General features: G+C 43.0%; 16 protein-coding genes and 1 riboswitch. Of the genes, 9 read left to right on the top strand and 7 right to left on the bottom strand.

Annotation, left to right across the window (positions count from 1 at the left end; translation table 11 throughout):
- Nucleotides 1-632: 632 nt before the first annotated feature.
- From HMPREF9624_RS07730 to HMPREF9624_RS07690, 9 genes are all read left to right on the top strand, one after another.
- A complete protein-coding gene (locus tag HMPREF9624_RS07730; RefSeq protein WP_009537286.1) occupies nt 633-6014 on the top strand; it encodes a DUF7604 domain-containing protein in 5382 nt (1793 codons plus the stop codon).
- A gap of 363 nt (nt 6015-6377) precedes the next feature.
- A complete protein-coding gene (locus HMPREF9624_RS07725; protein ID WP_009537285.1) occupies nt 6378-7697 on the top strand; it encodes a DUF7601 domain-containing protein in 1320 nt (439 codons plus the stop codon).
- Between the two features lie 253 nt (nt 7698-7950).
- Entirely contained in the window at nt 7951-8694 is a 744-nt protein-coding gene (gene srtB, locus HMPREF9624_RS07720) for a class B sortase (protein ID WP_009537284.1), read from the top strand.
- 17 nt (nt 8695-8711) lie between these two features.
- Nucleotides 8712-9509, top strand: coding sequence for a Spy0128 family protein (locus tag HMPREF9624_RS07715; RefSeq protein WP_009537283.1), 798 nt, complete (start codon nt 8712-8714; stop codon nt 9507-9509).
- 433 nt (nt 9510-9942) lie between these two features.
- On the top strand, nt 9943-10926 hold the full coding sequence (locus HMPREF9624_RS07710; protein ID WP_195891137.1) for a DnaD domain-containing protein: 984 nt from the start codon (nt 9943-9945) through the stop codon (nt 10924-10926).
- Nucleotides 10917-11873 carry an ATP-binding protein gene (locus tag HMPREF9624_RS07705; RefSeq protein WP_009537281.1) on the top strand — a complete coding sequence of 319 codons (957 nt, stop codon included), beginning with the start codon at nt 10917-10919 and terminating at the stop codon, nt 11871-11873. Before HMPREF9624_RS07710 ends, HMPREF9624_RS07705 begins: the two co-directional genes overlap by 10 nt.
- Before the next feature lie 127 nt (nt 11874-12000).
- Nucleotides 12001-13227, top strand: coding sequence for a ribose-phosphate pyrophosphokinase (locus HMPREF9624_RS07700; protein ID WP_009537280.1), 1227 nt, complete (start codon nt 12001-12003; stop codon nt 13225-13227).
- A gap of 132 nt (nt 13228-13359) precedes the next feature.
- Nucleotides 13360-14532 (top strand): acyltransferase family protein, encoded by a 1173-nt coding sequence (locus tag HMPREF9624_RS07695; RefSeq protein WP_009537279.1) that lies wholly within the window; start codon nt 13360-13362, stop codon nt 14530-14532.
- A 243-nt stretch (nt 14533-14775) separates the two neighbouring features.
- Nucleotides 14776-15654 carry an Rpn family recombination-promoting nuclease/putative transposase gene (locus HMPREF9624_RS07690; RefSeq protein ID WP_009537278.1) on the top strand — a complete coding sequence of 293 codons (879 nt, stop codon included), beginning with the start codon at nt 14776-14778 and terminating at the stop codon, nt 15652-15654.
- Here the strand turns inward: HMPREF9624_RS07690 and HMPREF9624_RS07685 are convergent.
- The 7 genes from HMPREF9624_RS07685 to HMPREF9624_RS07660 all read right to left on the bottom strand — a co-directional run bounded on the left by HMPREF9624_RS07685 (nt 15651) and on the right by HMPREF9624_RS07660 (nt 21099).
- The gene (locus HMPREF9624_RS07685; RefSeq protein ID WP_009537277.1) at nt 15651-16208 is read right to left on the bottom strand and encodes an energy-coupled thiamine transporter ThiT; all 558 of its coding nucleotides are present in this window, start codon (nt 16206-16208) and stop codon (nt 15651-15653) included. The genes HMPREF9624_RS07690 and HMPREF9624_RS07685 overlap by 4 nt on opposite strands.
- A 35-nt stretch (nt 16209-16243) precedes the next feature.
- Nucleotides 16244-16338, bottom strand: a riboswitch (TPP riboswitch).
- Nucleotides 16339-16539: 201 nt separating this feature from the next.
- Nucleotides 16540-17850, bottom strand: coding sequence for a hypothetical protein (locus HMPREF9624_RS07680; protein ID WP_009537276.1), 1311 nt, complete (start codon nt 17848-17850; stop codon nt 16540-16542).
- Between the two features lie 75 nt (nt 17851-17925).
- Nucleotides 17926-18843 (bottom strand): class I SAM-dependent methyltransferase, encoded by a 918-nt coding sequence (locus tag HMPREF9624_RS07675; RefSeq protein WP_009537275.1) that lies wholly within the window; start codon nt 18841-18843, stop codon nt 17926-17928.
- Between the two features lie 10 nt (nt 18844-18853).
- A complete protein-coding gene (locus HMPREF9624_RS11560) occupies nt 18854-18955 on the bottom strand; it encodes a type II toxin-antitoxin system YoeB family toxin (protein WP_081465291.1) in 102 nt (33 codons plus the stop codon).
- Entirely contained in the window at nt 18955-19212 is a 258-nt protein-coding gene (locus HMPREF9624_RS07670) for a type II toxin-antitoxin system Phd/YefM family antitoxin (RefSeq protein WP_009537273.1), read from the bottom strand. The genes HMPREF9624_RS11560 and HMPREF9624_RS07670 overlap by 1 nt, the downstream gene beginning before the upstream one ends.
- Before the next feature lie 243 nt (nt 19213-19455).
- Nucleotides 19456-20208 carry an RluA family pseudouridine synthase gene (locus tag HMPREF9624_RS07665; protein ID WP_009537272.1) on the bottom strand — a complete coding sequence of 251 codons (753 nt, stop codon included), beginning with the start codon at nt 20206-20208 and terminating at the stop codon, nt 19456-19458.
- A gap of 42 nt (nt 20209-20250) precedes the next feature.
- Nucleotides 20251-21099 (bottom strand): TylF/MycF/NovP-related O-methyltransferase, encoded by an 849-nt coding sequence (locus tag HMPREF9624_RS07660; protein WP_009537271.1) that lies wholly within the window; start codon nt 21097-21099, stop codon nt 20251-20253.
- Nucleotides 21100-21131 lie beyond the last annotated feature (32 nt).

The following is a 21131-nucleotide window of genomic DNA, read 5'->3' as shown; positions in this document are numbered from 1 at the left end:
GCAGAAAAATTTGTAAGAGAATCCCCACCCTTAAAAATGCCCTAAAATAGCTATTTTCAGCTTTGTATTCTATTTCTTTGAAAAAAATTTAACAAAACAGCAAAACCTATTTATTAAAAAATTAAAGCATGTCGAAAAATATTTTAAGAATTTAATATTTTTGGAAATTACGAAATGCATAAACACCCTTTTCCAATGAATGAATAGAGTGGAGCAGAAGGGCATCGAGAAAGAAATGTTAAATTCCACGCAGACTCCTCTTCTAAAGAAAGAAGAGAGGAAAAACTAAGAAAATATTTCAACTTAAAGGAGGTAAAAGAAAAACTGCACAAAAGAAAAAAGCTATGATGCGGTTTATGACAATGATTTTTCCAATTCCAAAACAAGAAATTTTTGTTTAAAAACGGGGAAAACCGATTCTATGACATTTTAAAGGCCTCTTAAGCAAGGTCTATTGAAAAAGAAAATGGGATTGATAGAATCGATACCAGAGTAGGGATTGTATCACATCCGATGCAATCGAAAAGTATAGAGTGAGTTACAGAGGAGGAACGCCCGCAACATCGAGCCCGTACTGTACTGACGAAACTGTTATTGCTGTAGAAATGACAAGGTGCTGTGAAGAGGTAGGTATGATGAAGACTAATCAGAACAATCATATAATGAATATGAACAAGGGTATGAAGCAGAAGCTGTCTATGCTCTTGATTGCGTGCCTCCTGTTCACGGGCTATCGAGGACTAACGATTCCCGGAAGAGCGGAACAGGGGAATACAGAACAGAATAACGAAATCTCCGTTTCCGGAACGCAAGTGAAGGTACAGCTTCTTGGAGAAGACTTAAGAAGAGCGGCAAAGGAAGCGATTGAAAAGGGAGAGAGAGTTGATGATTCGGTTTTAAAGGGATACAGCAAGGACGAGGAATTACAGAAGAGCTATGCAGGAATCTTCTCCTTGGATAAAGAAGTTTACGAGATTCCTTTAGACAGTATCTCCGAAGGACTTTCCGAAAGCCTTGCGGAAGAAGAAGCCGGTTTACAGGTTTTTGTAGAAAGAGATGCACAGGATCTGGACAACCTCGTTAGAAAAGAAAGTAAGGAAAGCTTACTTCTCTATGACGGAAAGAGTCAGCTGGAACAGTTGTTCCCGAAGGGAGAAGAAACAGAGTCCGTTAAGAAGGAAGAAGAGGAAAACCTTGCTTCGGACAGCAATCTGGTAAGAAACACGGAATTGACAGGAAGCGAGTTAATTACCTTCCTTTATAAGAATAAGGCAGACCACAGAATCACCTTCCAGCTTTCCGTAGACGGAAACAAGTACCCGAAAGTTACGGTATCTCCGAAGACACAGCTTTTCAAGGAACTTGTAGATAAGCTGAAGAAAGAAGAAAAGAAAGTTCCGGTAGAAACTACAAAGGCGCCGGAAAGTAAGATAGAAGAAGGTACAGAGGCAAAGAACGCTGCATCGGAAGCACAGCTTGCAGAGTCCGTTACATCCTCTGAAGAATTAAAGGAAACAGCCGGGCAGGCTGCGTCGAAAGAAGAAACTACCGTAGCTTCCGTTACGGAAGCAGGCACGGAAGGTAGTGCGTCCAAGGTAAGCATTGTTTCCGAGGAAAAGAAGGAAGAAGCACCCGAGCAGGAGACATCCGAGGCAGCGGTAAAGGCTGAAGAGAAGAACGAAGAGTCTGCGGAAGTGGAGACTGCGACCGAAGCTCCGGTAAAGAAAGAAAGCACTAAAGAAGTTGAGGTAAAGTTTAGCGGATTCTTACAGGATGTTATCAGCCACTATGAAGAATTCCTGGGAGAGCTGGTATCGGCGAGATTCTCACAGTACAGCTTAAATGAGCTTGGCAGAAAGAGCCAGAACGTTGAAATCGAAGGCTTTGCAACCGTAGAAGTGTTCTATGATGACGAAGCATTTGTCGATGAAGAAGGAAAGGCGCAGGATGTTGTTCTTGAGGCAAAGCGCCTTGTGAAGCCGGAAGAAGAAGGGAAGAAAGACGGAGAAAAGCTCACAGAAGAACAAGTTGAGGCAATGAAGGAGCACTCTATTTATGAAGGCTCCGATGCACTGGATATTCGCTTTGTAAGCAAGAACGACAGAACAAAGGAAATAGAACCGAAGGTTCCGGTTTCAGTGCGCCTTACCTTTGATAAGGCTGCTGTTCCGGAAGATGCGGGTGCGGATACTGTGGCTATCCATCATATTGTTGAAGAAAAAGATACCGGCAAAGTAAAGATGGTAGAGACGGTTGTTCGTGCCGAGTTAGAGAAAAAAGCAGAAGAACAAGTAGAGGCAAGAAAATCGGCTGGAGATGTCGCAAAACAAGAGGGAAGTACTGTAGACGCACAAACAACTTATAGTGAGTCCTTAGCTAAGCTGGAAAAAGAAAGTGCTGCTTCCGAGCAGAAGGAAGGAATCACGAAAGAGTTTATTGCAAATTCTTTTTCTGCATACATTGTGACATGGCAGTGCAATGAGAATGTGTTCTATGGAATACGCTTTCATTATGTAGATAAGAATTTTAAGGAAATTGGTCCAACTGTCTATGAAACGATTACTAAAAAAGAATACCAAATAGGAAATAATTCGTCTTATAATCCGATTTATTATAAAAAGGGTGATTTGGCTAATTCTATTGCGTATAAAACGTTTGAAAACTTTGAGTTAAAAGGTGTTGGAGGACAAAAGAGTGAGCTTGCCGGTGCTCCTTATACGGCCATGCCTGAATTAGTAGAAGGATATGTGCTCAAAGATGGAAAATGGATATATTTTAAAGGGATGGAAATAATTTCCATAGATAAATCTGAGTTTAGGTGGAATTCTTTAAATCCTAAAGGAGAGTATTACACCGAATTCACATGGGGATGTGCGTATACTGATTTCTATTTTATATATGAACTGAAAACAGAAAAGAATAAGCCTAAAAAGAAAGACATTTTGCCTATTTTAAGTAATGAGAAGTTTATCACAGATAATTTGGATGGAACTTATGATTTGACGCTTACCGGGCAGGTGAAAGAGAATAGCAATAATAAACAAAAATTGGATGTTGTTTTTGTTTATGACAATACTGCTGTAATGGCTACAGGCTTTGGCTTTAACGAAAAGTTAAAGAAGCTAAGTGAGGAGGATTATGTAGATAAGGATAGCGCTAAGTCAACCAAAGTAAAGAATGAAATCAAAAAGTTCATTGAGAGACTTTCGCAATCAGATAGTGATGTACGTTATGCACTTGTCACCATGGATGGAGACAAAGGTTTTGGCAGCATAGTTGAGGAGGTTAAAGCGAAGTATGATTCTCTTGACTCCATTCATTACAAGAATACCAATGCAATACTTGGCGGCAATGAAAAAGATGAGCAAGGTAACAAGGACATCAATATAGTTGGAGAGTATAAAGGTGATAAAGGAAACGCCAAAGTGTGGCTTGATGAAGCTACTGATTATGATGGAATGAGTAGCGGATTTAATGTAAGCGACAAAGCCTATAATGATACAAAACATGTTATGGGTTTCACCCAAAATCCTAAGGACATTATTGATAAGCTAGATGCTCTGGATGAAAAGAAGAGCACCTTTAAGAACGGGGATAAGAGAACCGTTAGTGGAGAAAACTATGCATCAGCAATGAAAAATGTGAAAACTCTTTTGAGAGATGGAACGGAGTATGAAGTTGCCGAAGGCGGTTTAACTAATGAGAATTCCAAAGTAAGAGAAGATGCGGAAAAGATTGTCGTGTTTATTGCCGGTGGAAATCCCAAGTTTGCTACAATTCCAAAGAAAACAGAAAAGGAAAAGAAAAAGGAAGAGGAAAAGAAAAAGGAAGGGAAGCCATATAATTATATTTTTGAGGATACGCATCGGTATAATGATTCTGATTATTATATCATTCGTAGGAGTTATCAAGAGGGATGGAGTTACGGCAATGGATACAGTATAAATTTTCCTGCATTAAATCAAGCTAGAGGGGAACTTAGCAAATTGACCAATATAGATGCGTTCTATAGCATTGGTGTAGGAGCAAAAACTAATTGGAATTACCTAAATGACTTTGCCATGGGGCAGTACTATGATGAAGACGGCAACCAAAGAACGGGTGAAAAGTACGATGATAAAAAACATCCTGACAGAAGAGAAAGAGCTTTGTATGAAGATGTTCTTTATAAGTGCTTCGATGGTTCTACTGTTGATAATCTTCATGAAGCATTCCAAGGAATCTATAAGAGGGTAGCTCGTAATCAGGTGCAGAATGTTGAGATTTCCGATACTCTAACACGATTCGTTCAACCGGTTGATACACAGAATCCTACGTCAACGGTTGTAGGACAATTAGTTAAACTCAAGGCTAATGGTGTAGAAGTTGATCATGAGGTTACTGATCCGCAAGAGAAGGAGTCCCTTAACTTTAAAGGTTTCGATATCAAAGTCGATGACGATTATATTGAAAATGGCAAAAAGTTATGGAAGATTTCATTAAAAACTATTCCGGAAGACTTTACTCTACCTGCGGGATATGAGATTCGTGCAGTAGCTAAGATTATCCCGACAGTGGACGCTTTTGAGGAAATTGGTAAAACTTTTTATAATGGTGAGTATCATATTGCTCCTATAAGTAAAGATCCTCATGGTACTGAAAACATCATAATAGGAGATGCACGAACAGATTTAAACGCGATTTGTAAGGAAGATTTGAACAGAGAGCAATCCGATAAACTTAGATACGCTTCCTCAACGGGTAAGCCTGGATTACCCACAAATACGGAAGCAACGCTTTCTTATAAGGTAAATGGAAAGGATGAAAATAAGAAGTATAACAAACCAATCATTAACCCGGGAAATATGGTGATTGAAAAAGCGTTCTTAGGTTTCGATGAAGGTGAGTTCTTTAAAGAGAGTTCAGGCTTAACGATTCTCGGAAAAGAGATCTTAAAAACAATAAGTTTCAGGATTTCTCGTGAAAATGCAGCAGGAACTGAGGAACTACTTGCAACAGTTTCACCGGCTGATTATTTAGGGGAGAATGAAGATAAGATACTTAAACTTCCTAATACTAACTTATATATAAAAGTTAGTAGAGTTTTTAAGGAGTATAGACAGGGAGCCCCTTATGCAAGAGCGAAAGGTAATCCCAACATTAGTATTTCGATTTATAACACTCCTCTTAATATGAAGTACCGGGTGAAGGAAGTTGAAAGTAGCGAAGGAAAGATTTTTAGTACCGGAACAAAAGGATACCAATTTGATAAAAATGCAGTCCGTCATGGTGGTCAAACTGAAGACTTAAAGCTGATGGATGTACGTCGAAATTATCATTTCTTCAATACATATAAAAATGTTCCAAGAGAGAAGACCATTACCATCAGAAAAGTTGTAGAAGAATTTGGAGGTACGGCTTTCACTACAGAAGCAAGGAATAAAAGCTTTGAATTCTATATAGGGCTATTTTCATATGATGGGAATAAGTATATTCCGCTTAGTGATGAAGATATTAATAAATATATAGATAATAAGTGGAAACCGAACAATAATGGAAGAAGTGGACACGGCGAAGTTAAAAACATCAAAGGAAATCCAATAGAGTTTGATGACGGACGAGGAAATAAGATAAACGCCACCGTGGTACGTATGAAGTTGAAACATGGGGAATCGCTTACCTTGCCAATTGATGAAAATATTTATTATAAAGTATTTGAGTCGAGAGAAGATGGTTATGATTTGGCGAAGGGTGAGATGAGTAAAGATGGAGTATCTGAACCCCTGGATATTCGGGAAATCAAGTACGACTTTATTGATTTTATGGACGGAAAGTACATCAATAGAAAAGGGGCTTACTCTGCTACTGATATCTTGAGCCGGGATGGAGAAATCACTTTCCGGAATCCACGTAAAACTTTGGTTCCGACCGGACTTCGAGGAGACTTCACACCGTATGTATTGAGTCTCTGTGGATTTACATTTATGGCTGGGCTTTACCTCAGCATAAAGAAAAAGAAAAGAGAGGAAGTATAAATCCAATCTTTTCTGAAATAGTAACAACCTATCAAGTTCATTGAAAAGCTTATAAAAATATCACTTCCGATGCAGATACACCTGCTGAAGAAGAACAAAGTTGGAAAAGAACTTCGAATCACCGAAGACCGACGAAAGGAGTTTAAATGGCGACTCCGGCGTCTCCAACAGCAGTTGCATCTGCATCGGAAGAGATAGCTTAGACAGATGTAATATCGGCTAAGCAGAAAAGAATATAAGACTTTTCAATGGAAAATGAGAACGGCGCAAAGCCGTACCTCACGTAACTCAATAAATTGAAGGCGCACACCTTCTGTTTATATATCACACACTTCTACTATTTTTTAAAAAAGGGGAGAAAAAATGAGAAAGAATTTAAACAAACTCGCAACACTGGCATTATCCGGAATGATGGTAATGTCTATGGCTATGCCTGCATTCGCATTTGACAGTAAAGAGCTGACCATTCCTTTCACCAAGAAGCTGTACGTAGATGGTGAGACTTTAGCACCGCAGACTGCTTTCGACTTTACGATTGAAGCAGGCCCGGGAAGCACTGAGTGGGAATATGAAACAGCTACAGGTACGTCTAAGGTAACAACAAAAGCCGGACTTGCAGGCGGAGTTAAAGTAAAGAAAAAGGCTGTTTTCGAGCCGCAACCGGGTAGTGCAGAAAAATTTGGTAAGAAAGAAGCAAATTCTGATTATAGATACTTTGCATCTGATGCAGAGTTCGAGGTTGTTGACAGTGTATTTGCTCCTGCAACCGTAGACTATGGAACTTATGAGTACATCTTAAAAGAGGTTAATAGTGGCTACGAAGGTGTAGTTTATAGTAAGTCCGAGTATAAGATTATGGTAATGAAGTACCATGCTGTTGATCCTGTTGATAACGTTGATAAGGATCATATCATTGCTAAGGTTGTTCGTACAAAATTAGGTAATACTATTAACCTTACAGAAGAGCAGAAAAAGAAAGCACTGAGTGAAAAGGTAACCGGAATTACCAATAACTATGGAAATCCGACTCCGCCACCAAATCCGGATATTCCTCCTGTAACTCCTCCTGGTGATGAAGATCATCCGAACGATTCTACACATGTAGTAACGATTAAGAAGAAGGTTACCGGAAATGCTTCCAACAAGAGCCAGGACTTTGAATTTGAGGTTTTCGTAGTTCCTGCAAGTGTTACGGCTGTAACAGACAGTAAGAGAGAGATGTATGCAGTTCTCGACGAGGATGGAGCTACAGCTCTTTCCGGAAAAGCGATTACAGCAAGTACACAGGCTGAGTATGCAGTTAGAACTGCAGCTTATAAGTTCACCTTTAAAGCAAAAGATGGCAAGGGAATTAAGATTACCGGATTAACAAAGGGTGATAAGGTTTATGTAAAGGAAGTTAACGGAGCAGGCTATGTAATGACTGCCGGCGAGGATAAGACAAACTATGCTACAACCGGTGATTTAACAACTGGTACCCGTCTTGATGAGCTTGCTGCAGTAACTAACTATGAGACAAGCTTTAACGTTCATAAGAACCAGGCTGCTGTAGAGATTAAAAACGATAAGGACAACGTTACACCGACCGGTATTGTAATGAATGTTGCTCCGTATGCTTTGATGCTTGCTGTAGCAGGTGGATTGGGTGTAGTATTCGTTAACCGTAAGAAGGAAGAGGAATAATTTCTCGATATTCTTTAACTAAGCTTCAAAATATTTCTGCGAGTCTTGTCGAGTAATCAAATCTTCTTCTCCAAACTCGGTGGGGTTTACGGAAAGTTTTGAATCAGTATAATTCCCGGGGAGCTTGCTCCCCGGGAGGGATACTGGAAATACAGGGTATGTAGATTATAAATTTTGTGAAAATAGACGATAGTTTAGCAAAGTTTATCATGTACACACAGTGTACAAGTTAAAGGAGTAGAAAGGACAAAGCATGGATGTAGTAGCAAGTGCCGCCAGATTTGGCGACAAGATTTTATCCTTTCTTGCAATCATCCTTATGGTGGTTATGTTGTCCTTCGGAGGATATTCTCTTTGGGACACCTATGTAACGATGAGCGGTGCCTTTCTGAAAGATGATCTTCTAAAGTACAAACCCAGCTTGGATAATCCTGAAGAAGCAAGGCTTAGCTTGCAAGAGCTTATGGCAATCAATCCGGATACCAGAGCATGGATTACTTTAGACGGAACACACATTGACTACCCCATGGTTCAGGGACGAGACGATATGGAGTATGTTAATAAGGATGTAATGTGTGAGTTTTCCTTATCCGGCTCAATTTTTCTTAGTGTGGAAAACAAAGCAGACTTTAGCGACCCCTATATGCTGACCTATGGCCACCACATGGATAACGGCGGAATGTATGGGGATGTCATGGAGTTCATTGAGAAGGACTACTTTGATAAGCACCTGACAGGACATCTTTTTTTACCGGATGGAAAAGCAAGAAAGTTGGAGGTTTTTGCCGTCATAGAGTGTGATGCGTATGACAGAATGATATATGATGTAGAAGAAAAGAAAGGTCATGTTATGGAGCTTGTAGAGTATTTGAAAAATCACGCTACAAATTTCAGAGACATCGGCATGAAGGAATCGGATCAGATTATGGCCTTGTCTACCTGTGTATCTGTAGAAACGAACGGAAGAGCAGTGGTGATGGTAAGAGTGAACCCATAAATGGAGGAGTAACGGAGATGAAAGCAAAAGAGTTTTTAATAAGGGCTGGCAAGCTTCTATCGGCTGTGCTTTTCCTATCGGCAGGGTTGGGAATGGTTGCTAAAGCGGCAGAGAGTGCATCCGTGAAGATTCCTGTTAAAGTAAATATTTCCGGAAATGCTCCGGAAGAGACCTATAAGATTAACATGGAAGTGGATCCGGCAAGCGGAAATGCGGCGATTACGCCGATTGCAAGTCCCAGTGAGCTTACGGTAACAAGTGCGGGACCACAGCAACATGAACTGAAGTTCAATGAAATGACCTACACAAGAGAGGGAGATTATCAGTATTTCATTAAGCAAACGGCAGGCAATAAGAGTTATTTCACTTATGATCAGACAGTTTATACGGTTCTGGTGAAGGTAATGGAATTTACAAAGGATGAGAACGATAATCCTGTTCCCCCTTATCTTACAGCGGTAGTGCTGGTGGGAACCGGAGAAGATTTGGCAAAGAAGAATGAGATTGTCTTTAACAATAGCTATAGTCGAGGCTCAACCCCCGGAAATCCGGGCGGTGGAGGAAACAGACCGCCAAGTCCGGGAACCAATACACCGGATCCGAAGGTTCCGACTGTACAAGGTGAAAACAGACCTCTGATTACCACTCCGGATGTAACGATGAAGAAACCGGATGTCCTCGGTGTACTGAGACAGGTTGCTACGGGCGACGGCAGTGTCATGGCACTCTACGGTATGTTTGCACTGGTTTCCATGATATCTCTTCTTTTCTGGGGCTTAGGGCAGAAAAAGAAACAGAAGAAGAATATCCAATAGTAAAGGTATCTACCCATAATCGGTGTGATATATTAATAGGAGAAATAATTTGTAGGGAGACAAACTGCCACACGCATTGCGGGTGGCAAGGCTTCTTATCGAGTAAGGTTTCGTACAAAACTCGTTTATACGATAATAAGGGTCTTGGACGTCGGTTTCGACGTCGGAGGCTCTTTATTTTTTACAGGAATCATAGCAAAATAAAAAAAACTTTCGTGAGGAAGATTTTTTTGGAAATCCACCTATGAAATGTGGATAAAGTAGCTGTCATTAGAAGAAGTAAAGTGTGAAAAAGCCAGTAAATAAAGGCTTTTGGAATATTGGAAAAAAGAAACCCACATTATCCACATTGCTGTGGATAAGTCCTGTTGATAAACTTGTGGAACAGTGCCATTGAAGACTTTTTTGCCCTGTGCTATGATGCAAATCGAGTATGACAACGGGAGAAGACAGGGAAAGGGCAGAGATGGAAATTCAGTTTCAAGAAGGGATAAAGGCGGAGATTACCTGCGTCCCAAATGCATTTATAGACGAATATTTAGCGGAGGCAAGCGGGGAGTATGTTCGGGTCTACCTTTATTTGCTACGTCATTTACGGGAGAACCTGAAGATTCATTCTATTGCGGATGCATTGAACTTGACGGATTATGACATCAAGAGAGCTATATTTTATTGGGAAAAAAGAGGGATTTTCAAAGAAGGGACGGCGAAGGCGGTAGAGGAAGAAATTCGCTCTGAGGAGGCGGCTAGACTTTCCGAGGAAGTCTTACACAGAAAGCAGGCGAACAATTTTACAAAGCTGTCTTTTTTTGCTGAGAAAAATCAGAAACATTTACCTCTTGCAGAAAAAAATTCGCTTCCTACAGAAAGTAAGCTGCCTCTTACAGAGAATACTCTGCCTCTTGCAGAAAAAAATTCGCCTTTAGCAGAGCAGAACGTGTCCTACACGCAGCGAAATCTGCTTCCGATAGAGGAAAAGAAGCAGGAAATCAATGAGGAAGAGTTTGAGGGTATCCTCTATGTGGCGCAGTATTTGCTGCCGGGTGGTGTGAGCCGCAGCCATATTCAGAAGTTTGAGTATATGGTGGAGTATTTGGGGATGAGTTCAGAGCTCATCGAGTTCTTACTGGATTATTGTGCAAGCATTGATAAGACGAGCCCTCGCTATATCGAGAGTGTTGCGCTGGACTGGCATGAGAAGCGCATTCAGACAGTAAAGCAGGCAAAGAGCCTGATAGAGCAATTTGATTTAACGAAGAAAAGCAGGAAGCAAAATGCGCGGCAGGATGCGGGAAAGCCGGAAGAGAAGAAGAACCGCTTTGTGAATTTCAAGCAGGATGAGGTGGACTACGATTCTCTGGCAAAGGAAAAGGCCTTACAGCTACTGAGGCAGGGAGGTAGTACGGAATGGCATTAACTGCGGAGCAATTTCATGAGATTCAGGAGATTCTTTCCGAAAGACGTTTTCGGGCGGAGAAAGAAGCTCTGGAGAAGCAGAGAGAGGTACTGGAGAAGGTGTCGGGCTACGCGGATTTGGACGAGAAGTTGCGTACGCTTTCCATTTCCGCAATAGAGAAGGCGCAGGAGGGAGATGCGGAAGCCATTCGCGCACTGCGCCCCGCGATACAGAAGATTCGGGAGGAGAAGCGTGTGCTCCTGGAGAAGGCAGGTTTTTCCCCGGAGGACTTGGAGGCGCATTACAGCTGTACTCTTTGCCGGGACAGCGGTATCTTTGAGGGAAAGAAGTGTCGCTGTTTTTTGAAGTTGCAGGGGGAGATTCTCTACAAGCAGTCCAAGATGGGAGAAATTTTGGAACGGGAGAATTTTTCCCGTTTTCAGCTGGAACGCTTTGACAATACGGAGAGGAAGGCACAGACCGGCAATAAGACGGTTAGGGAATATATGAAGGACATCCGGGATTATTTTTACGGCTACTGCCAAAATTATCCCGAGAATCAGGGAAACTTTATTTTCACGGGAGGAACCGGAACGGGAAAGACCTTTTTCCTCCACTGCATTGCAAAGGCACTGCTGGATCGGGGCGTAAGCGTGCTGTATTTCACCGCGGAAGGGCTGTTCAATCATTTTTCCAGGCTGATGCGGGAAGGGATAGAGGATGAGTTTGTGGAAGAAGTGGATGTTTTGCTCCTGGATGATTTGGGGACGGAATTTTCGAATTCCTTTACGGCATCCCGTTTCTTTAATCTCTTAAACCAGCGGATTTTGACCAGAAAAACGATGATGATTTCCACCAATTTGAATTTTAAAGACCTCCGGGAGCTTTACTCGGATCGTGTGGTTTCCCGAATGATGTCGGACTATGAGATTATTCCCTTATATGGCAGGGATTTAAGGCTCGGATAGGGAGAAAGGCATGGACATTTCCGTATCTTTCCTGTATTTTTAAGGAGTATGCCGCATAGGCAGGATGGAACCGTGTAGGAAGCATAGAATATAGTGTTGTGAATTATCATGGATAGGGAGGATTAGCATGGCAGATTCTAGAACGTCTCAGTTTATTGAGCGGATTCCGGTGGGACCCTTGGCATTGATGCCGCTTCAGTCTATTGCACCGCTTGGAAAGAAGGTAAACGATTATCTGGTTTCCTGGCGTACGAAGAGGGAGAGTGAGCACAAGCAGACGCTGGCCTTTTCCGGTTATCAGAAGTCGGATTATATCGTACCGACCAAGATTTCCCGTTTTGGAACGGGAGAGGCAAAGGGCGAGATTTTAGAGACGGTTCGCGGTGTGGATATTTATTTACTGGTGGATGTGATGAACTATTCCATCACTTATTCCATCTTCGGTCATGTGAATCACATGTCTCCTGATGACCACTATGCGGATTTGAAACGCTTGATTGCCGCTACGACGGGAAAGGCAAAGCGTATCAACGTCATCATGCCCTTTATGTACGAGTCCAGACAGCACAAGCGTTCCGGAAGAGAATCCCTGGACTGCGCGATGATGCTGCAGGAGCTTCATGAGATGGGCGTGGAGAACTTCCTCACCTTCGATGCACATGATCCGAGAGTCATGAATGCGATTCCGAGAGATTCTTTTGACAATGTTTCCTGTACCTATCAGTTTATCAAAGCTCTTCTTTTGAATGTGAGAGATTTGGATATTGATAAGGATCATATGATGGTGATTTCCCCGGATGAGGGCGGAATGAACCGTGCGATTTATTATGCAAATGTTCTCGGCGTAGATATGGGTATGTTCTACAAGAGAAGAGATTATACACAGGTTGTGAACGGCAGAAACCCGATTGTGGCACACGAATTCCTGGGAACCGACGTAGAGGGGAAGGATGTTATCATCATTGACGATATGATTTCCTCCGGAGAGTCCCTGATTGATACCGCAAAGGCGCTGAAGGACAGAAAGGCAAAGAGAGTGTACGCCTGCTGTACCTTCGGGCTTTTTACAAACGGCCTGAACAAGTTCGATGAAGCCTATGCTGCGGGCGTTTTGGAAGGGGTTTTAACCACGAATCTGATTTACCAGTCGGAAGAGCTCTTGAAGAGAGAATGGTATATTTCCGTAGATATGTCGAAGTATATTGCGCTTCTAATCGACAATATGAATCACGACATTTCCATTTCTTCCATCCTTGATCCGGTAGGAAGAATCAATGCGCGTGTCAATGAATACAAGGCACACAGGGGGACTACGGGAAATGCACAGTTTACAATCGAGTTTGACGATATGTAAGAATCGGTCGGAGAGTGCACTTGGGCGGTCAGGTTCGCTTAGGTAATAAGATACTCTTGGACAATAAGATACTCTTGGGCAATGAGGCCCTCTTGAGCAGTAAGGATATAACGCTTAGAAAAAGGGGTAGTGATGGAGAGCACGAAGGAAAAAGGCGGTCGTTCCGCTAATGCGGAAGGAGAGGAGAGACGCTTACTTTCTTCTGCCCATCCCTACTTTTCCTTTCTGCCGTCCTACACCCTTTTTTTGTCTGTTCTGGTCATTTTTGTGCATAGCACACACTTTTCTCTTGCGTCTCTGCAGGCTGTTCCGCATTCGGGCTTTTTTTCCACTTCTTTTTTGATCAAGATAGAGTTTTTCTTTTCGGAATTCTTGGGGCAGGTTGCTGTACCGGGCTTTTTTTTCTTAAGCGGCTTTCTCTTTTTCCGAGGTTTGGACGATGTGAAAAGCTGGGGCAGAAAATTAAAGTCGAGAGTATTTTCCTATGTCCTTCCTTATCTCCTTTGGAGCAGTGTCATGACGCTCCTCTACCTTTCCTTCGGAAAGGCGGAGTGGAGCCTGAAAAACCTGTGGGAAGGAATCTTCCTCTACCGCTTTAATCCGGTGTTTTGGTATTTCTATCAGCTGATACTGCTCAGTTTCTGCCTTCCGTTTATGGCAATTTTAGTGATCCTTATAAGGGGGAATACCGCTATAAACAGAGCGGGTACCGAAAGTGCTATGTCTCCGCTCTTTCTATGTTTTCCGCTCCTTTTTCTCCTTCTGGTGTATTTTCAAGTGGATGTTCCTTTCTTAAACGAAGATGCGGCTTTTTACTATTTTCTGGGAGGAAGTCTCGCCCTTTTATGGGACGGAAGAAAGCTCTTTTTGCCTTCCTTTCCGCTCCTCGTCTTCGCCCTATTTTGCTACGCGCAGACACTCCTGCCTCATGCCATCGGCATTTTGCTGCTGGCAACCGTCTTCTATCGCCTCGGTATGGCACTTTTTTTCTTAAGTCTCTTTATGAAGAAGGAGGGAGGCATCCTGCCTATGAAGAGGGGGAAAAGCATTCTGCAGACCCTCAGTGACATGAGCTTTTATATCTATGCTTCACATTATCTCTTTCTCCGCCTGTGGTTCTTTCTGCAAGGCTTTTTGGAGACGAGGACGGCAGCATTTACAGGAGACGCGGGGAGGGACGCATTTAAACTTTTCTTTTATCTCTTGAGCCCGGTCTACTGCCTCTTCCTTGCCTATTTTACAGGAAAGGGAATGAAGGGACTGTCTCCGGGGCTATGGAAGCTATTGAATGGGGGAAGAGGATAGAGGAAGCTTACAATGTAAGTGTGGAAAAAGATTATGCAAAGTTTTTTAGACAGTCCTATAAAAACCTTATCCGAATATGGAGTATAGGCCTAAGCGCTATTCTTTGGTAAAATGAATCCTAAGAAAAGTACTTAGGTCTTTTTCGTTTTTAGTTTTCACTTTTATTCTTTATTCTATGTTCTTTCTTTTTTCATTGTTCTATGAACTAAATTCTCAAATCTTTTTTTTCAAAGGAGGCAGTACATGAGTGCTACCGGAGTACATACAAAAAGACGAAAAAATTGGAAACAGAAGCTTATTCCCAGACTGATTCTCATGGATGACGCTTTTATACGAGTGGTTTTACTGGATGTAAAATGTACCGAGTACATTTTACAAACCATACTCGGAAAGCCGGATCTAAAAGTAAAAAAGCAATCCTTGCAAATGGATTTGAAAAATTTGCAGGGGAGATCGTTAATCCTGGATTGCTTTTGCACGGATAAAAATGGCACAGTATACAACATAGAATTGCAGAATGGGGCTAAGGGAGCAAGTCCCAAACGGGCACGTTACCATTCCGGACTCATTGACATGAACCTTTTAAAAGCAGGAAAAAAGTTTGAGAATTTGCCAGAAAGCTATGTTATATTTATCTGTGAGAAAGATGTCCTAAAAGAAAACAGGCAAATCTATCATATTTCCCGAAGGATAGAAGAAAGCGGTAATTCCTTTCCGGATAAAACGCATATTATTTATCTGAATACGGGAAAAACGAGTCAGGATGAATTGGGAGAGCTAATTGAGGATTTTTATGCGGAAGACCCGAGGAAGATGCACTCCCGCATTCTTTCTCAAAGAGTGAAGGAACTAAAGGAGACAAACTATATAGAGGAAGGAGAAGGGAATACGATGAGCAGTTATCTTGAACGGTTAAAAAGACAATGGAAGAAAGAAGCGGTGGCAGAAGGACATGCGGAAGGGCGTGTAGAAGGCCGTGCAGAAGGTCGAGCGGAGAGTGAAGCCAGAATGGCGAAGCTGATGGGGATTCTGGCAGAAGAGGGGCGGATTGCGGATATTAAAAAGGCTTCCGAAAGTGAAGCTTATCGGAAGTCTTTACTGCAGGAATTTCAATTGATTTAAGGCCGCAACGGAACCGGCTCTTCCCGGATGAACTTTCCTTTTAAACGATAAATTGTCTTATGAACGGCAGGAATCAGTAAGACAGCGATGGTCACAGCCGCTTCGATACTGATATAGCTGATGTTGTAGAGGAAAGAGTACCATGCCGGATTCATGCCTTCCGGAGCATATGCGGCGAAGAAGAGCAGGCCGGACAGGAAGGCGAAGAAGAAACGTCCAAGGCAGGCTACGATATAGCCGATATACAAACCGTGTTTCTTACGACTGAACAGGCCGGAAAGACCGAGCGCGGAAAAAGCAAAAATATAGTCTACAACGAACTGTGCGGGACTGTAGAATTCCGGCTTTAAGAAGAAGCTGATTAGACCGTAGGCGAAGCCCGAAAGCAGACCATAGCCCGTTCCGAAAAAGAAGCCGGGCAGAGTGGCAAAGAGCATGGAGCAGGCGGTCACGGATCCGCCCATGGGAAGGGAAAATACCTTAACCATTCCAAGAACCATGGACAGGGCGATGCACACCCCTGAAAATGCGAGTTTCTCTGTACTTTGTTTCATAAAAAAAACCTCCTTTATGCCAAAATGGCTGGGAGGGGCAAAGAGTATAGCTTCCCTACGCCGGCATTATCCGGGTCAGGTTAAAGGGTCGGTTTTCACCTCTCAGCATACAGCGCCCCTAGCGACCTTTTCATAGTAGGACGAATTCCCGTTTTCGTCAAGGGACACCGGATAAGAAAAATAAAGGGAGGCCATAAGATAAAAAAATGAGGTATCAGGCAAGTTCTGCCGATACCTCAAGAACTGTTTTCATTCTTAACAAGTGACGCAGGCGAAGCCTAAGACATCTTGCTCATAACGAGTATTGCGCGCAAAGCATACGATATCTCGTTTAGCTGATGTCCGTAACGGCGGGGGAGAGCAATTCTACCGTGTCCAAGCCTTCATCCAGGGTGATCACACCGCTGGCATTAACGGACCACTTGCTTCCGTCTGCATCTCTATACTTGGTTCTGGACTTCATAATCCTTCCGGACTCGTTAATGACATAGCTCCGGTTCTGCCCGGGAAGCGTAATCTTCTGATAATGTGTTCCTTTTTCCGCCTTCTGCAGACGTCCGTTATAGTAAACGTAATCCTGCTTGACACCGGTTACGCCTTTACCGCTATTTTCAAAATAGCAGGTAATGACTTCGCCTTCTCCATCTACCAGATTCATTTTGCCGGTCTTCACGGAACTGTCGTCTTTATTTTTTCCGCAATAGTAGAAGGCTTCAGCGGCATTGGAAGAGGTCTTTCCCTTCTGAATGCCGTATACGGGATTGCCTTTCTCGTTAAAGAGATAACGCTTGTCTCCGATACGCTGTACTTCATACACGGAACCGTTTCCTGCAGCAGGGTGGCCGTTATTTTTAAAATAGAACCATTCTACATTGCCGGTGGAAAGGCTTGCACTGTCTCCTTCGGGACCGACGGTGGCATACCAGCTTGCAGAGATGCGCTGGCCGAGCTTTAAGTTTCCTTCCGTCTTATCCGCAAAATAGGAATAGCCTGCGATTTCGGGATTTCCGTCGGCGGTCTGTGCCCAACCGATGACCATGATACCATTTTCATCGAAGCCGTAGGAAGCAGTACCGATGGTCTTAATGACCACGCGTTCATCTCTCGCGTAGAGCTTTTCGCCGGTACTTTCATTAAAATAGAACCAGTAGTTGTTGTTGATACTCTTTCGGCCTTCTGCAGCGCTTACCCCTTCGGGAAGGGGGAGCAACTTCCAACCGGTCACCATTCTCCCGCTTGACGGGTCACAGTAATATTTATCGTCCTGTACCCAGCCGGTCTGCATCATCCCGTTTCCGTCAAAATAATAATAGCTGTCTCCGATTTTCTGCCAACCGTCCTGTTTCAAGCTTCCGTTTGCGGTAGCGTAATACCACTCGGTGCGTCCGTTCTGGTTCATCTTAATCCAGGTATTCGTGGCAACGGAGCCGTTGTCATTTTGATAAACCTGCTGTCCGCGCTCGTTGACAGTCCATCCGGCCGCAACCGCCGTTCCGGAAAATACGGAGGCTGCGGTCAAACTAAATAAAAGAGCTTTAAATCCCTTGTGCATGAATTGAATCCTTTCTTTCGCCGAACTGATCAGTTCGCCGCTTATATTTTTATAGGAAAATAGCTTTCCGATAAAGCCACGTCCCCTCATACTTGATACTCTTAATACTATCCGCTCTTATAGGGAAAAACAATAAAGTTTTTCTGACAAAGAACGCCAAATGCCTTACGATTCAGCTTTTTCCCACCTTGCCGCACAACCGCAGGGAAGCACCAGACCGTTTTCCGCTACGGGGAGTCCGATTTCATCGGAAGAAACTTTTCCGTTTCTCCCTTTTCCGATGAGCTCTTCCAGCATATACTGCATGACACCTGCCTGCAAGCCGGTTGTGTAGGAGTTTAGCAGGAAGAAGAGGGCATCCTTCTTCAGGATTTTCTCGCTAAGCTTTAGGAAGGGATAGATGCTGTCCTCGATTTTCCAGATTTCACCCTTCGGGCCTCTGCCGTAAGAGGGAGGATCCATAATGATGCCGTCGTAGAGATTTCCCCTTCGGATTTCTCGCTCGACGAACTTCATGCAGTCGTCGACAAGATAACGAATGGGAGCGCCGGCAAGTCCTGAGCTCTCCGCATTTTCCTTTGCCCAGGAAACCATGCCCTTCGATGCATCCACATGGGTAAGCTCCGCACCGGCTTTTGCAGCGGCAAGGGTGGCCCCTCCGGTATAGGCAAAGAGATTTAAGACCTTAATCGGGCTTTTGTCTCCGCTTTTTTCTCGTCTTTCCTTTTCCTTTTTAATTAAGCGGTAAAACCATTCCCAGTTTACGGCCTGCTCCGGAAAGATGCCGGTGTGCTTAAAAGCAAAGGGCTTTAAATGAAAGTTCAGCCTGTCTTCTCCATTTTCTCCCAAGGGATAGGAAATCTGCCACTGCTTGGGAAGGGAGAAAAACTCCCAGTCCCCGCCGCCTGCCTTGGAGCGGTGATAATGGCCGTTCAGCTTCTTCCAGAGGGGATTCTTCTTTTCGCTCTGCCAGATGACCTGAGGATCCGGGCGACAAAGGATATACTTTCCCCAGCGCTCGAGTTTTTCGCCCCTAGAGCAGTCGATGACCTCATAGTCTTTCCAGTTTTTTGCAACGAACATGAAAGCCCTCCTAAATATCTTTAATCAGTTGATTAATGCGCCTGAGAGTTTTCTTGTCTTCTGTTTGCCAAGAAATATACTCCTCCAGCGCATTTTCTGTAAAAGTTACCATCATTTGGCCATGTCCTCAAGCTCTTCCATGCTTTTTGTGACCGTTCTTCCCTGATTTACTTGTTCTATAGAAGCATCAATTTTTGCTAGATATTCGCTATTTTTTCGAATTCTTTCCAACTCATTATATTCCTTTTCGCTCAAGATAACCAGATTTTCATTACGAGGGCGAGAAATCAAGACTTTTTCACCGGTATGTACCATATCGCTTACTTTTTTAAATTCATTACGAATGTCGGCAGTTTTTAAGGCAACCATTTTTGCTCCTTTCTGTTTAAAATTTAGATGGGCTAAAACACTTATGCAAGAAAAATATATAAAAATAAGCAAAGAAGATTTTTGTACTTATTTTTGTACGAATTTTCATACTCATAGATATATTAATATGAATTTTCCAATTTTTCAAGAAAAAGAAAAAATGAAGCGGTAAAGAATAAATTAGATAAAACTGCTATGTAGAAAAAACTTGAGTAAATCTATAAGTGGGGGGCTTTAGATGCTCTAAAATTTCCTCCAGGGCTCTTCGTCCCTGTCCTGAATTGCAAAATGCAGTTCTTCTCCGCTTTTTGGATCCGGGAAGGAGAGGGTATAGCAATGCAGGGCAACATTCCCCTTCTGACGGGAACCGTATTTTCCGTCTCCGAAGAGGGGAAAGCCGTGTGCGGAGAATTGCGCGCGAATCTGGTGGAAACGCCCGGTTTCGAGTTCCACATCCACAAGGGCGAGGCCGTCTTTTTCTTTTAGAACCTGATAATGGAGGACAGCTTCTTTCACCCCCTTACGGAGCTTTTTTACAGGAAACATCTTCTGCTTCTTCACATCTTTATAAAGATAGTCGGAGAAAGAGCCTTCTTTCGGAAGCTGCTTAGCTTCGGAAGAGCCTTCTTTCGGAAGCCGCTTAGCTTCGGAAGAGTCTTCTTTCGGAAGTCGCTTAGCCGTGGAAGAGCCTGTATTCTTCGTGCTGTTTGTTTTGACGGACAGAGCTTCGTCATCTTCTTTGGAAGTATCGCCGGCACTTTCCACAATAATATGGTATCTCTTTTTGATTTTCCCCTCTTGGAGGGATTCGGAAAGCTTTTTTGCACTGCGCGGATTTTTGGCATAAAGAAGAAGCCCGCTTGCGACCTTGTCCAGACGATGCACAGGAAAAAAGCCCTCGCCCGGTGCGCGCTCCGAATCCATTCCGACCGGCTTATTTACGAGGGCGAAGTCTTCATTTTCCGAGATAATAAAATCCTTTGCAGTAAAATCCATGCTATTCTTCCCTTAAAACGTACTACTCTTTCCTTTAAGCGCTTATGAACGAATATCCTTTATAAGAGCAATACTCTGGTCTTCTCCGATTGGCATCTTATAGATTGTTCTTCCAATTTCTTTTTCATAATCTTCAATGGCATCCTTTACCCCGGGTAATCCGATATTGTAGTAATCGTGAATCAGAATGACGCTTCCCTCAATCATTTTGGGATAAAAGAACCGCAGGCCTTCCAGGATCGGAAGGTACAAATCGAAGTCTAAATGTACGAAACAAAACTGCTCATCAATTCCTTCTGCGGTTTCCGGAAAGAAGCCTTTTCGGAGGATGACATTTTCGGGATGCTCCATTTTGGACATCACCAAATCGATGGAAGTATTGGAAAATTCATGGGCATTCAAGCCGAAGGAATAATTTTTCGACTCATATTCCACATCCCGGCTATCAAAGCCTTCAAAGGTATCAAATAAGTAGAGCTTGGAATCAGGGAAGGCCTTGTTGATGAATTTGGCAAATTCTCCTCGGAACACACCGCCTTCCGCGACGGATACAGTAGTGCCCTTATATAGCTTTGCATAGGAGGCCAACCAGGTATTCCGAATATCCGAAATGGGATCTTCCGGGAGATCGATTACAATCTTGTCCTCCGAAACACCGCTGTCCAGCAGGGCCTTCCGGATATTTTTCCAAAAAAGAGAGCCGATATAAATACAATCATAGTCCAGTTCTGAAAGGCTCTCCACCCCTCCGAAACAGAGTAATCCATCCGTAACAGTCTGTCCCTTTTTCTCAGGGTTTCCATCTAAAAAACCGATGACTTGGACATCATTTTTGATATTTTTATAGATTTGCCTTCCTGTAAGGCCAACTCCGTAAATCAGTACCTTCATAAGCATCCTTTCTTTGAGCCTTTCGATTTCCT

Origin of the sequence: Oribacterium asaccharolyticum ACB7 (assembly GCF_000238075.1) — a bacterium.
In the GTDB taxonomy this organism is placed as follows: Bacteria; Bacillota; Clostridia; order Lachnospirales; family Lachnospiraceae; genus Oribacterium; species Oribacterium asaccharolyticum.
Note: the sequence above shows the minus strand (reverse complement) of the source record. Positions and strands in the feature narration are given on the sequence as shown.